Here is a 14,615-nt window from a genome sequence, read left to right on the forward strand (position 1 = left end):
CTGTTGCCCATAATTCAAGGATACCGTCATGTCCACTACGCAATCGGAACAACCCGAACAGGGAGCTCCGGCCACGGCATTCGACGCCGGTGACTTCGCCAGCCTGCTGCAAAAAGAATTCAAGCCCAAGACCGACAAAGCCAGGGACGCCGTGGAATCCGCCGTGCGCACCCTGGCGGAACAGGCGCTGCAAGGCACGCAGGTGATGTCCCATGACGTGCTCGGCACGATTGAAGGCCTGATCGCCAGCCTCGACCAAAAGCTCACCGAACAGGTCAACCATATCCTCCATCATGAGGAGTTCCAGGCCGTGGAAAGCGCCTGGCGCGGCTTGCATTACCTGGTCAGTAACACCGAGACCGACGAGTCCCTGAAGATTCGGGTGATGAACATTTCCAAGCACGAAGTGCATAAGACTCTGCGCAAGTTCAAAGGAGTGGCCTGGGACCAGAGCCCGATTTTCAAGAAGCTGTATGAAGAGGAATACGGCCAGTTCGGTGGCGAGCCCTATGGCGCCTTTGTCGCTGACTACTACTTCAACAACAGTGCGCCGGACGTCGAGCTGTTGACCCAGATCGCGCGTGTCAGTGCCGCCGCGCACTGCCCGCTGATCACCGCCGCTGACCCCAGCGTGATGCTCATGGAGTCCTGGCAGGAACTGGCCAACCCACGTGACCTGACCAAAATCTTCCAGACCCCGGAGCACGCGGCGTGGCGCAGCTTGCGTGCCAGTGAAGACTCACGCTACGTGGGCCTGGCCATGCCGCGTTTCCTGGCTCGTGCCCCTTACGGTGCCAAGTCCAATCCGGTGGAAGACTTCGATTTTGAAGAAACCACCGACGCCGCCGACGCCAAGGATTTCACTTGGGCCAACGCGGCTTACGCCATGGCCGTGAATATCAACCGTTCGTTCAAACACTATGGCTGGTGTTCGCAGATTCGCGGCATCGAATCCGGCGGCGTCGTGGAGGGCTTGCCGGTGCATACCTTCCCGACTGACGACGGCGGTGTGGACATGACCTGCCCGACCGAGATCGCCATCAGCGACCGACGCGAAGCCGAGCTGGCCAAGAACGGCTTCATGCCCCTGGTGCACAAAAAAAACAGCGATCTCGCGGCCTTCATTGGCGCCCAGTCCCTGCACAAACCGGCGGAGTACGACGACCCGGATGCCAGCGCCAACGCCAACTTGGCAGCGCGTCTGCCGTACCTGTTTGCCACGTGCCGTTTTGCTCACTACTTGAAGTGCATCGTGCGCGACAAGATCGGCTCATTCAAAGAGCGCGACGATATGCAGACCTGGCTCAACAACTGGGTTGGCCGCTACGTGGAGCACAACCCGGCCACCGCGACCGATGCCGACAAAGCGCGTAAGCCGCTGGCGGGGGCCGAGGTCGTGGTGGAAGAAATCGAAGGCAACCCCGGTTACTACAGCGCCAAGTTTTTCCTGCGTCCGCACTACCAGCTTGAAGGCTTGACCGTGTCCTTGCGGTTGGTCTCCAGGCTGCCTTCAACCCAAGCGTCATAACCCCGTTGTTCAACCTGAAAGGTACTCACCATGATCCTGCTGAACTTTAAAGGCACCCCAATCAAAGGCACTTCCACCGTCGACGGTCACAAAGACTGGATCACCCTCGACGCTATCCAAATGGGGGTTTTCCGAGCGATTTCCTCCAGTGGCGGCGGTGCTGACCGTGACACCAGCAACCCTTCGTTCTCGGAAATTTCCGTGACCAAACTGGCCGACGTGGCCTCGGCCGATCTGTTTATGCAGGCAGTGTGCGGCAAGAGCCTGGGCGATGCCGAGATCCACTTTGTCCATACGGGCGGCGCGGACAAAAAACAGCAAGTGTTTCTTAAGATCATCCTGGGCGGCGCGATTATCAGTGCTTACTCCGCCAGCAGCACTGGCGATCGGCCGGCCGAAACCCTTTCGATCAACTTCACCACCATCAGCTATGCCTATGACGCCTTCAACGGTGACACGGTAATCACCGGTACGCCGAAGAAGTGGGACTTGGAAAAGAATCAGAAGATCTGATTCGGATGCCCGACGGTGGGTAGGTTCGCCCGCCCGCCGTCCTGTCGATGGAGGCCTCAGCGCATGGCTGAACTAACCAGTCTCGAACGTTTGCAACCGTCCTTGCTCGATCGCTTGAGTGATGACGACACCGAGCAGGTTTTCGAGCCTCGCGACAAGCGCGTGCTGTCCATGCGCCGCTTGCGCAAGGCGGTATTACGCGACTTGGGGTGGCTGCTCAACAGCACCAGTCTGGGCAGCTTTCGCGACCTGAGGAAGTGCCCGTTGGCGGGACAATCAGTGCTCAATTTCGGGCTGCCCGATCTCGCGGGAAAGACGGCTGCCGGCCTGGACCGCGAAGCGTTGGGACGCCGCATTCGCCAGGCGATCTGGGATTTCGAACCGCGGATTTTGCGCGAAAGCCTGCGTGTCGTGCCGGTTGCCTCCTCGGGTGCAACCATCAGTCCCAACCAGATGACCTTTGAAATTCATGGCGAACTCTGGGGCCAACCGTTGCCCGAGCGCCTGTACCTGAAGACCGAACTCGACCTGGAAGCAGGCGAGGCGCGGATCTTCGATATTGAGACAAGGGACGTGCGTTGAACGCAAAACTGCTGCGCTATTACGAGCGTGAGCTGGCGCATCTGCGGGAAGTTGGCGGTGAATTCGCCCGCGACTACCCCAAGGTTGCCGGCCGCCTGGGGCTGGAAACCTACGCCTGTGCCGACCCCTATGTTGAACGGCTGTTGGAAGGTTTCAGCTTTCTCGCCGCACGGGTGCAACTGAAGATTGACGCCCAATTCCCACAATTTACCCATCACCTGCTGGAACTGATCTACCCACATTACTTGGCGCCAACGCCATCGATGGCGGTGGTGCAACTGCACCCGGACATGGGCGAGGGCAGCCTGGCCGCCGGCTTCAAGGTGCCACGCCACACGGCATTGCACAGCCAGTTGGGCAAGGGGGACCAGACCGCCTGCGAGTTTCGCACTGCCCATGAGGTAACCCTGTGGCCGGTGGAGTTGGTCGAGGCGCGCTATTTCGCCTGCAGCACGCAGGTGGCCGGGGTTGACCTGTCACGTCTCGGCGCAGTCAAGGCCGCGTTGCGCCTGCGCCTGAGCGTCGGGGCTGGCCTGGCTTTCAGCGACCTGGCCCTCGACACCCTGCGGCTGCACATCCGTGGCGGGGACGGCACGCCCGCGCGGGTTCTTGAGCAGCTGTTGGCCCAAGTGGCGGGTGTGCTGGTCATGCCCATGCAAGCGTCTGGGGACTGGCATCAGCTGCTGCCCAGCAGTGCGATTCGCAGTGTGGGCTATAGCGACAGCGAAGCCTTGCTGCCCATCGGGCCGCGTTCGTTCCAGGGTTATCGCTTGTTGCAGGAATACTTCGCCTTGCCGCAACGCTTCATGTTCGTCGACGTGGTGGGGTTGGCGAGCAGTGTCAGCCGCTGCACCGCCGAGCAACTGGAGCTGATCGTGTTGTTCAAGAAGGCAGACCCGTTACTTGAGCAAAACCTCAGTGCCGCCAATTTTGCGCTGTATTGCACGCCGGCGATCAACCTGTTCCCGATGCGCACCGAGCGTGTGCACCTGGATGAACAGCGCTCTGAATACCACGTGAGCCCCGACCGCACACGGTCAATGGATTACGAGATCTACGAAATTGAAGGGGTGACCGGGTACGGCAGTGGCGCCGAGGCCAGTCAGACATTCGAACCCTTCTACCGCGCCAACGACCTGCAGGGACGCACGCCGCCGCGTGCGTACTACCAGGTACGGCGCGACACGCGGGTTTTGTCCGAACAGCAGCGCAGCCGAGGCCCGCGCTCCAGTTATGGGGGCAGCGAGGTATTCGTGTCGCTGGTGGACGGCGAGCAGGCTCCTCACCGCAGCGACCTGCGCCAATTGGGCATCGACGCCCTGTGCAGCAACCGCGACCTGGTGCTGAGCATGCCGGTGGGCAGTGGCAGCACCGACTTCAGCGTCCAATCCGCTGCGCCGGTGCAGTCGGTACGTTGCGTGGCAGGGCCCACGGTGCCCGCGCCGTCGTATGCCGAAGGCGATACAGCATGGCGTCTGGTCAGCCATTTGTCCCTTAACTACCTGTCACTGCTGGACCAGGACACGGAGCAGGGCGCTGTAGCCTTGCGTGACATGTTGCGCCTGTATTGCCGCGTCGACGATGCCGTTGCACATAAACAGATCGAAGGCGTGCGTTCGGTGACTGCGCAGAGCATCGTGCGGCGCCTGCCATTGTCTGGACCCGTCACCTATGGGCGAGGTTTGCAGATCAGTGTGAGCGTGGATGAGTCTGCGTTCGAGGGTGCAGGCGTCTGTGTATTGGGCTCGGTGCTGGAACAGTTTTTCGCCAAGTACGTGTCGCTCAACTCATTCACCGAGACGCGGATCGTGAGCGCGTCACGGGGCGTGATCATGCAGTGGCCTGCGCGGGTGGGCAGATGCGAGATCCTCTGAGCCTGCTCAGCGAGCTTGAAGCGCATCCGGGTCGGTTTGATTTCTACGCGGCATTGCGCCAGTTGGAATGCGCCTTTGCGCACCTGCCGCGCATCGGCGAGGCCACGCGCCCGGCGGACGAGGCGGTGCGTTTCGGCCAGCATTCCTCGCTGGCGTTTGAGCCGGCAATGATTGCGGGCCTCATACCCGGCGACACGCCTAAACTGCTGCTCAATTTCTTCGGCCTGATGGGCGCCAATGGCCCGTTGCCGATTCACCTCACCGAATACATTCGCGACCGTCAACGCAACCTCAACGACCCTACGCTGGCGGCATTTTGCGACGTGTTTCATCACCGCATGATCAGCCTGTTCTATCGCGCCTGGGCCAGTGCCCAGCCAACGGTGAGTCTGGACCGTCCGGGGGCGGACCGGTTTGCCAACTACCTGGGATCATTGCTCGGTATTGGCCTACCGTCGCTGCAGGCGCGCGACGGCGTGGTGGACCTCGCCAAGCTGCATTTCGCCGGCCGCCTGGGACCGCAAACACGCAATGCCGAAGGCCTGGCCGCCTTGCTTGGCGACTACCTTGGCGTTCCCGTAGAGGTCGAGCAATTTGTCGGCCACTGGATGACCCTGCCCCGTGACGGGCTGTGCACCTTGCGCAGCGGTCCGGACGCGGTGGTACTCGGCCAGGCCACGGTCATGGGCCGGAAAGTCTGGAATGCCCAACACAAGTTTCGCCTGCTGATTGGCCCTCTGGACCTGACACAAACCCGCCGTTTGCTGCCCGGTGGCGACAGCCTGCAACGGGTGCAGGATTGGGTGCGTCAGTACGTCGGCATGGCGATGGACTGGGACGTCAACCTGATCGTCAAGAAAGAACACCGGCCTCGCTTGCGCCTGGGGTCCACGTCATTGGGCTGGACCAGTTGGCTGAGCAGCAGAGCGCCCCAGCGGGATGATCGGCAGTTGCTGATCAAGCCTCGACCCTCATTTTCTTCTCAAGGAACTGCCCATGGCTGATATCAGTCGCGTCGCGCTTTTCGGCAAGCTCAACAGCCTGTGCTACCGGGCGATTGAAAGCAGCACTGTGTTCTGCAAACTGCGCGGCAATCCCTATGTCGAGCTGGTGCACTGGTTGCAGCAGTTGTTGCAATTGACCGATTCGGACCTGTTGCGCCTGGTCCGCCATTACGGCATTGATCCGGTGGTGTTGGACCGGGACCTCACTGCCGCCCTAGATCGTTTGCCTAGGGGCTCGACCTCGGTGACGGACCTGTCCTCGCAGGTCGAGGAAACCGTGGAGCGTGCTTGGGTCTACGCGACCCTGATGCTGGGTGAGTCCCAGGTGCGTTCTGGCCATTTGCTGCTGGCGATGCTGAAAACTCCGGCATTGCGTAATGGTTTGTATGGTGTGTCCCGGGAGTTCAACAACGTCAGGACCGACGACCTCAGTGAGCAGTTTGGCGCGTTGCTCAAGGATTCGCCCGAGGCCCGTATGACGGCCAGCGATGGGTACCAGGTGCCGGGTGAGGCTGTCGGTGCACTGGCGCCCGACCGTCAGGAAGGCCTGAAGCGCTTCACTGTCGACCTGACCGAGCAGGCGCGGCGAAACACGATGGACCCTATCGTCGGACGCGATGAAGAGATCCGGCAGGTCATCGATATCCTGATGCGCCGTCGCCAGAACAACCCGCTGCTGGTGGGCGAGGCAGGCGTGGGCAAAACTGCTGTGGCGGAAGGATTCGCCCAGCGCATCGCCCGTGGCGACGTGCCGCCTAGCCTGCGGGACGTACAATTGCTGGCCCTTGATGTCGGCCTGTTGCAGGCCGGTGCGAGCATGAAAGGTGAGTTTGAACAGCGCCTGCGCTCGGTCATCGATGAGGTTCAAGCCAGCGTCAAACCGGTGGTGCTGTTTATCGATGAAACCCACACCCTGGTCGGCGCAGGTGGCGCCGCGGGTACCGGCGATGCGGCTAATCTGCTCAAGCCAGCCCTGGCCCGTGGCACCTTGCGCACCTTGGGCGCAACCACGTTTGCCGAGTACAAAAAACACATCGAAAAAGATCCGGCCCTGAGCCGACGCTTTCAGACGGTGCAGGTCGATGAGCCGGATGAAAGCCGTGCGCTGCTGATGCTGCGCGGTCTTGCCTTCAGCCTGCAGGAGCACCATCAGGTGCAGATCCTCGATTCGGCGCTGGAAGCGGCTGTGCGTTTGTCCAATCGCTATATCCCGGCGCGCCAGTTACCGGACAAAGCGGTGAGCCTGATTGACACCGCGTGCGCCCGCGTCGCCATCAGCCTGCACGCCACCCCGGCGGAAGTCGATGACAGCCGCCGGCGTATCGAATGCCTGGAAACCGAGCAGGCGATCATCCAGCGTGAACGCGCCATGGGGGCGCAAACCTCAAGTCGTTGTGCATCGGTCGATGCGTTGCTGGCGACCGAGCGCGAGCGCCTGAAGGTCCTTGGCAGCCGCTGGCACAGCGAGCTGGCGCTGGTCATGCAGATCTTGCGTCTGCGTAGCCGGTTGGTCGATGTGGATGCCGATGAACCTGAAGCGGGCCGGTTGGAACTGCGTCAATTACAGGAGCAATTGGCGCTGCTGCAAGGCGAGACTCCGTTGGTTCTGGTCAACGTCGACGAACAGGCCGTCGCGGCGGTAGTACAGGACTGGACCGGCATCCCCGTGGGTCGCATGGTCAAGAATGAAATCGAGAACGTGTTGCACCTGGCAGACCGTTTGGGCCAGCGCATTATCGGTCAGGATCATGGGCTGGAGATGATCTCGCGACGTATCCAGACCTCCCGCGCGGGCCTCGACAATCCAGGCAAACCGGTGGGGGTGTTCATGCTCGCCGGCACCTCCGGGGTGGGGAAGACCGAGACAGCCCTGGCCCTGGCCGAGGCGTTGTACGGCGGCGAGCAGAACGTCATTACCCTCAATATGAGCGAATACCAGGAAGCCCACAGCGTCTCTACCCTCAAGGGCGCGCCGCCTGGTTACGTGGGCTACGGCGAAGGCGGCGTGCTCACCGAAGCAGTACGGCGCAAGCCTTACAGCGTGGTGCTGCTGGACGAAGTGGAGAAGGCGCACTCGGATGTGCACGAACTGTTTTTTCAGGTGTTCGACAAGGGCTGGATGGAAGACGGTGAGGGGCGAGTCATCGACTTCAAGCACACCCTGATCCTCCTGACCACCAACGTCGGCACCGACCTGATCAGCCGCCAGCGCCGTGACCCGCTGGCAATGCCAGAACCGCAAGCCCTCGCAAAAGCCTTGCGTGAGCCGTTGCTGGAGGTCTTCCCGCCGGCTTTGCTCGGACGCCTCGTGGTGATCCCGTATTACCCCCTCAGCGACGCCATGCTCGACCGCATCATCCGCCTGCAACTGGAGCGGATCAGGCAGCGCATCGCTGACAGCCACAAGATTCCCTTCACGTACAGCGATGACGTGGTGCAGTTGATTGCCAGCCGCTGCACCGAGCTGGAAAGTGGTGGGCGGATGATTGACTCAATCCTGACCAACTGCTTGCTGCCAGCAATCAGCCGCGAGTTCCTCGATCGTCTGTTACAGGGCATCCCGGCCAGCCAGGTTGGGGTCCGCGTGGAAAGCGGCGAGTTTGCCTATGTCTTTTCCGAGTCCGCGAGGTAGTCCCTATGGCAACCAGTCAAATGCATCGTGACATTCAGGTCAGCAGTGTGCTCGGCGACGATGTGCTGCTGTTTCGCAGCATGCAGGCATTCGAGGGGCTGTCTCGTCTCAGTGAATACGAGGTGGAGCTGTACAGCGAACGCGCCGACCTGGACATCAACGACTTGCTCGCTACGTCGATGAGCATTTCGGTGGACTTGCCCAAGGGCGGTAGCCGTTACTTCAGCGGGCATGTGAGCCACTTCTCCATAACCGGTCGTCAAGGGCGCTATACCACGTGCAAAGCGGTGTTGAGGCCGTGGTTGTGGTTCCTGACACTGGCCAGCGACTGCCGTATTTTCCAGGGCCTGAGCGTGCCGCAGATCCTCAACCAGGTGTTCGCGCCTTACAGCATTGCCGATGTCGACACCTCGGGCTTGAGTGCGGACTACGCGGCACTTAACTATTGCGTGCAATACCGCGAGAGCGATTTCAACTTTGTCAGCCGGCTGATGGAGCAGGAAGGTATCTACTACTTCTTCAAAAGCGCTGCTGGCCGTCATACCTTGGTACTTGCCGATTCCTGCGGCGCGCATTCGCCGGCGCCGGGCTATGCCCAACTGCGCTACATGCCGTCCCAGGATCACGCCCTGCGCGAAAGCGAGGTGATCTACGCCTGGCACATGAGCGGCGAGGTGGCGCCGGGCGGCTATACCCTGAAGGACTTCGACTTCGAAAAGCCCAGCGTCAATCTGATGGTCAAGTCGGCCATGCCTGGTGACTACCCGCAGTCTCGTCACGAACGTTACGACTATCCGGGTCGATACACCGAGCGCAAACAGGGCGAAACCTATGCCCGCACCTTGATTGAATCGCTGCAGACCGGCGCCAGTCGGATCAGCGGTGCTACCCGTGCCCGGGGGCTGTTTCCGGGAGCATTGATGACCTTGGCCGAGCACCCGCGCAGTGAACAGAACGCGCAATGTTTGCTGCTGGAAGCGCGTTACACGTTGTCGTTAGACACCTATGAGCCGACGCCACCGACCGAGCCCGCGCCCGTGCTGACTTGCGAGTTCGTGGCCATGCCGCACCAGCAGCCATTTCGAGCACCTTGCGTATCGCCCAAGCCACGGATGCACGGTCCGCAGACTGCCAAGGTGGTGGGCAAACAGGGCGAAGACATCTGGACCGACAAATACGGACGGATCAAGGTGCAGTTCCACTGGGACCGCGAGGGCAAGGGCGACGAAAACAGCTCATGTTGGGTCCGAGTAGCCCAGGGCTGGGCCGGCAAGCGTTGGGGCAGCCTGCATATCCCGCGTATCGGCCAGGAAGTGGTGGTCAGCTTTCTCGACGGCGACCCCGACCAGCCGTTGGTCACCGGCAGCGTCTATAACGCGGAATCGCTGCCGCCCTATGCACTGCCAGAAAATGCCACCCGCTCGACCCTCAAGACCCATTCTTCAAAGGGCGGTGGTGGCTACAACGAACTGCGCTTCGAGGACAAGAAGGGTTCGGAGCAGGTGTTCCTGCACGCCCAGAAAAACTTCGACCAGCGAGTGCTCAAGGACGCCCTGGACTGGGTAGGCGGCGACCGCCATTCCAGAATCGACCAGGACCTGCGCGAGAAGGTCGGCGGTGATCGTCATTCCTCTGTGGACGGCAACCGCAATGAAAAAACCAGCGGTGCGGTGTCGATGAGCGCCGGCAGCGAGATGATTATCGAGGGCGCCATGAAGACGGGTATTACCGCCGGTACCGATGTGCATATCAAGGGCGGGGCGAACGTGGTGATCGAAGCCGGCGCGAGCATCACCTTGAAGGTCGGTGGGGCCTTTATGACCTTTTCTCCAGGTTCGATTCTCGCATCGGCCATGCCTGTGCCCTTGCCTCAGGCCGCAACCGCTGCCACCGCCGCAGCATTGGCGGCGGCCACCGGGCCTGCGGGTGTGCCGCTGCCGCCCAAGGAGGCCGACGATGGCAAGTAAGCCGTTGTCGAGTCTGTCTGCTTCTACCGTTGCCCATATTGGAAGAACTTAATGTCCTGGAAACACAAAGTGGTTTGGTCCGAAGGTATGTTGTTGCAGCCTCAGCATCTGCAACAACATGACCGTTTCCTGCAAACCCAGCTGGAGGCACGGGTCACGGCGTTGCGTGCGTATGGCTGGGGCTTTTCGGCGTTGGACATTGACCCGCAGCAACTGGCTCTGGGCAAGGTATCGTTGCTTTCATACAGCGGTATATTCCCGGATGGAACGCCTGTCGGCCTGCCATTCGATGATGAAATGCCGCCGCCCCTGACCATCCCCGATGATGCGCGCGACCTGACAGTGGTGTTGGCGTTACCAAGCTTACGTCCCGGGATCCCGGAGGTTGACGACAACCCCAGTATCGAAAATTTCGCCCGTCTTCGCAGCGCAGAATACGAAGTCTGGGACAGTAATGGACTGGACAGCAGTGCGCTGATGAGTGTCGGCAAGTTGCGCGTGCGTCTGGCCTTTGAGGGCGACGTGGCCGATGCCTACACCTCACTGGGTATCGCCCACGTGGTGGAAAAGCGCGCCGACAACTGTGTGGTGCTTGATCGCGGCTACTGCCCGCCCTGTCTGGATATCCGGGCGGCCGAATGCCTCAAGGCAATGGTCGATGAGGTCGCAGGGCTGGTGCAGCAGCGGGGTGAAGCCACGGCCTCACGCGTGGCCCGGCTCGATGGCAGTGGTGCAGCGGACATTGCCGATATCCTGCAGCTGCAGGTGCTCAATCGCAGCCTGCCGCTGATGCGCCATTTATCGACCATGAGCGGCCTGCATCCCGAGCAACTGTATCGCGACCTCTCGGCCCTGGCCGGTGAGCTGGCAACGTTTAGCCGCGACGATAAGCGCACGCCTGCGTACCCGGTGTATCGCCATACGGCCCTGGCAGAGACGTTTGCTCCGGTGATGCTTGAACTCCGTCGGATGCTCTCGACCGTGATGGATACGCGGGCCATCGCTATTCCCTTGGAAGAGCGCCAATACGGCATCCGTGTGGCCGTACTGCCGGACCGGGCGTTACTGGCCTCGGCCACCTTCATCCTGGTGGTTCAGGCTCAAATGGCGGCCGACAGCGTGCGCAGCAGTTTCCCCTCCCAGGTCAAGATCGGCTCAATGGAGAAAATCCGCGACCTGGTCAACCTGCAACTGCCGGGTGTTGGCCTGCGGCCTTTGCCGGCAGCCCCACGGCAATTGCCGTTCTATGCGGGCTGCACGTATTTCGAACTTGATCGCAGCAGCGAGTATTGGCAACTGTTGAGCCAGTCGAGCGGTTTTGCGATCCATGTACCCGCCGGGTTTCCTGGGTTGGATATGCAATTTTGGGCTATTCGCGATTTGGCCCAGAACGAGTGAGGTGAACGCCCTGTTGCAGGGCATCCAGAAACGCAAAACGGCGCCCGAAGGCGCCGTTTTGTTTACTGCATCCCGCTAAGCGATCAAACGCCCAGTACCGCGTGCTGCACCAGGGTGAGCAACGGTTGTGGGTACACGCCCAGGAAGAACGCCAGCAGGGCGATGGCCAGCAGCATCACGCCGCCTGCCTTCTGTTCCCAATGCAGCTCGGCATCCACACGGCGCAGGTTTGGCTCGATCAGGTACAGGGTGACCATCACGCGTAGGTAGTAGAACACGCCGATAGCGCTGCCCAGTACCAGGGACGCAACCAGCCACCACTCGTGGGCTTCGACACCGGTAGCGACGATGTAGAACTTGCCGATGAAACCCGCGGTCAGCGGGATACCGGCCAGGGACAGCATCATCACGGTCAGTACGGCGGTCAGGTACGGGCGGCGCCAGAACAGGCCGCGATACTCGTACAGGGCGTCAGCGTCACGGCCTTTGTACGGCGAGGACATCAGCGTAATTACACCGAAGGCGCCGAGGCTGGTGATCACGTAGGTGACCAGGTAAACGCCGATGGCTTCCACGGCCAGGCCTTTGCTCGCCACCAGGGCGATCAGCAGGTAGCCGAAGTGAGCGATGGACGAGTAACCCAGCAGACGCTTGAGGTTGTTCTGGGTCAGGGCCAGCAGGTTACCAAACAGGATCGACGCGATGGCGATCACGGTCAGCACGTTGCTCAGCACGCCGGTATTGGCAGCAGGCGAGATCTGGAACAGACGCACCATCACGGCAAACACAGCAACCTTGGACGCGGTAGCCAGGAACGCAGCCACCGGCGCCGGGGCGCCTTCGTACACGTCTGGGGTCCACAGGTGGAACGGCACCAGCGACAGCTTGAATGCCAAGCCGATCAGCATCATCGCCAGGCCCAGTTGGGCAATCGGCGCCGGGCTGTTGGTGGCAGCCAGTGCGTGGCCGATACCGGTGAAGCTCAGGCTGCCGGCTTCGGCGTAGAGCAGGGCCATACCGAACAACAGGAACGCGGAACCGGCCGCCGACAGCACCATGTACTTGATGCCGGCTTCCAGGGAGCGCTTGTTGAAGAAGGCGTATGCCACCAGGCCGTAGGTCGGGATCGACAGCAGTTCCAGGCCGATGAACAAGCCGGCCAGGTGCTGTGCGCTGACCAACACGATACCGCCGGCCGCAGCCAGCAGGATCAGCAGGTACAGCTCTTCGCGGTTGCCTGGGTAGCCGGTGCCGCCTTCGCCGAGGTAGGCGTGGGCGAGGGTGACGCAGGCGAGGGTGGCGACGAGGATCAGCGCGATATACAGCAGCGCGAAGTCATCGACCATCATCAGCGGGGTCACCGCCAGTGGCGCGACCTTGAGTGCCGGGATAATCGACAGCAAAGCCAGGTTCAAGCCGGCACAGGACAGCAGGAACGTTTGTGAGTGATTGCGGCGCCAGGCGATTGCCAGCATCACCACCACGATGGTGAGGCTGGTAATCAGCAGCGGCGCAAGCGCGATAAAGTGTTGGATCGTGAATTCCATAGCGCTCTTACCGGGCCGAAGCGAGTTGAGAGAAGGCGGTGCCGAACCACTGCTGCACGCCATGCATCGTTGCGGCAGAAGTGTCCAGGAACGGTTGCGGGTACACGCCGATGTAGATCAGCAGCACCGCAAGGCCGAGCACCATGATCAGTTCGCGAGCATCCATCCCTTTCAGGACGGTGTCGGACTTGGCCGGGCCGAAGTAGGCGCGGTGGATCATGATCAACGAGTAGACCGAACCGAATACCAGGCCGGAAGTAGCAATGGCGCTGATCCAAGGCGTTTGCACGAAGGCACCCATCAGGATCAGGAACTCGCCGATGAAGTTGCCGGTACCCGGCAAGCCCAACGAGGCAGCGGCAAAGAACAGGCTGATCGCCGGCAGGTACGCGATGCGCGACCACACGCCGCCCATCTCACGCATGTCACGGGTGTGCAGGCGCTCGTACAACTGGCCACTCAGGATAAAGAGTGCAGCGGCGGAAACACCGTGCGCCAACATCTGGATCACTGCGCCTTGCAACGCCAGCTGGCTGCCGGAGTAGATGCCGATCAGTACGAAGCCCATGTGGGAAACGGACGAGAAGGCAATCAGACGCTTGATGTCGGTTTGCGCGAACGCCAGGAACGCACCGTAGAAGATCCCGATCAGACCCAGGGTCATGGCAATCGGCGCGAACTCCGCCGAGGCGTTCGGGAACAGCGGCAGCGCGAAACGCAGCAGGCCATAGGCAGCGGTTTTCAGCAGGATGCCGGCGAGGTCAACGGAACCGGCGGTCGGTGCCTGGGCGTGAGCGTCAGGCAGCCAGGAGTGAAACGGCACCACCGGCAGCTTCACCGCGAACGCGATGAAGAAGCCCAGCATCAGGATGTACTCGGTGGTCAGGGACATCTTGGTTTTCAACAGGTCGGCGTAGTTGAACGTAATCACGCCTGTGCTGTTGAAGTTGACCAGTACCAGACCCAGGATCGCCACCAACATGATCAGGCCGGAAGCCTGGGTGAAGATGAAGAACTTAGTCGCCGCGTAGATCCGGGTTTTCTTGCCGTCCGAAGAACTGTGACCCCAGAGCGCGATGAGGAAGTACATCGGCACCAGCATCATTTCCCAGAAGAAGAAGAACATGAACAGGTCGAGGGCGAGGAACACGCCGACAACGCCGCCCAGGATCCACATCAGGTTCAGGTGGAAGAAGCCCACGTGACGCTGGATCTCTTTCCAGGAGCAGAGTACCGAGAGGATACCCAGCAGGCCGGTCAGCAGGATCATCAACAGCGACAGGCCATCGAGGGCCAGGTGCACGTTGATGCCGAAGCGCTGGATCCAGACGTGCTTGAATTCAAGCGCGAAAGTCGGATCGACACCCGGTGCCGGAGCGAATGAATAGTCACCGTGGGCCCACAGCCAGAGGCCGAGTGCGAGTTCCAGGGACATGGTCAGCAACGCAATCCAGCGGGGGAGGGTGGCGCCGAAGCGTTCACCCATCCAGCAGAGCAGGCCGCCGATGAAGGGGATCAGGATTAGCCAGGGCAGAATCATGACAGGCTCGTTTCCTTTCGCAAGTTTGCA

At 61.2% G+C, this 14,615-nt stretch carries 10 protein-coding genes; 8 read left to right on the forward strand and 2 right to left on the reverse strand.

Going from position 1 to position 14,615, the window contains the following annotated elements; genetic code table 11:
* The first annotated feature begins 28 nt into the window (after positions 1-28).
* From tssC to tssK, 8 genes are all read left to right on the forward strand, one after another.
* Positions 29-1,528: a type VI secretion system contractile sheath large subunit gene (gene tssC, locus AB4N82_RS21365; RefSeq protein ID WP_032889713.1), complete on the forward strand. Its 1,500-nt coding sequence runs from the start codon at positions 29-31 to the stop codon at positions 1,526-1,528.
* Positions 1,529-1,558: 30 nt separating this feature from the next.
* Entirely contained in the window at positions 1,559-2,041 is a 483-nt protein-coding gene (locus AB4N82_RS21370; protein WP_032889711.1) for an Hcp family type VI secretion system effector, read from the forward strand.
* A gap of 63 nt (positions 2,042-2,104) precedes the next feature.
* Positions 2,105-2,623, forward strand: a complete 519-nt coding sequence (gene tssE / locus AB4N82_RS21375) for a type VI secretion system baseplate subunit TssE (RefSeq protein ID WP_122756429.1) — start codon at positions 2,105-2,107, stop codon at positions 2,621-2,623.
* Positions 2,620-4,497, forward strand: a complete 1,878-nt coding sequence (tssF, locus tag AB4N82_RS21380) for a type VI secretion system baseplate subunit TssF (protein ID WP_122765476.1) — start codon at positions 2,620-2,622, stop codon at positions 4,495-4,497. Before tssE ends, tssF begins: the two co-directional genes overlap by 4 nt.
* The gene (gene tssG / locus AB4N82_RS21385) at positions 4,482-5,501 is read left to right on the forward strand and encodes a type VI secretion system baseplate subunit TssG (protein ID WP_032889704.1); all 1,020 of its coding nucleotides are present in this window, start codon (positions 4,482-4,484) and stop codon (positions 5,499-5,501) included. Before tssF ends, tssG begins: the two co-directional genes overlap by 16 nt.
* Positions 5,494-8,133 (forward strand): type VI secretion system ATPase TssH, encoded by a 2,640-nt coding sequence (gene tssH, locus AB4N82_RS21390; RefSeq protein WP_122765475.1) that lies wholly within the window; start codon positions 5,494-5,496, stop codon positions 8,131-8,133. Before tssG ends, tssH begins: the two co-directional genes overlap by 8 nt.
* A gap of 5 nt (positions 8,134-8,138) precedes the next feature.
* Positions 8,139-10,100 carry a type VI secretion system Vgr family protein gene (locus AB4N82_RS21395; protein ID WP_122765474.1) on the forward strand — a complete coding sequence of 654 codons (1,962 nt, stop codon included), beginning with the start codon at positions 8,139-8,141 and terminating at the stop codon, positions 10,098-10,100.
* A 51-nt stretch (positions 10,101-10,151) separates the two neighbouring features.
* Entirely contained in the window at positions 10,152-11,498 is a 1,347-nt protein-coding gene (gene tssK, locus AB4N82_RS21400; protein WP_032889699.1) for a type VI secretion system baseplate subunit TssK, read from the forward strand.
* A gap of 83 nt (positions 11,499-11,581) precedes the next feature.
* Here tssK and nuoN read toward each other — a convergent pair whose 3' ends face one another.
* Positions 11,582-13,045, reverse strand: a complete 1,464-nt coding sequence (gene nuoN / locus AB4N82_RS21405; protein ID WP_003174731.1) for an NADH-quinone oxidoreductase subunit NuoN — start codon at positions 13,043-13,045, stop codon at positions 11,582-11,584.
* A 7-nt stretch (positions 13,046-13,052) separates the two neighbouring features.
* Entirely contained in the window at positions 13,053-14,585 is a 1,533-nt protein-coding gene (gene nuoM, locus AB4N82_RS21410; RefSeq protein WP_017527174.1) for an NADH-quinone oxidoreductase subunit M, read from the reverse strand.
* Positions 14,586-14,615: the final 30 nt, after the last annotated feature.

The organism is Pseudomonas sp. H1_D04 (assembly GCF_054683855.1).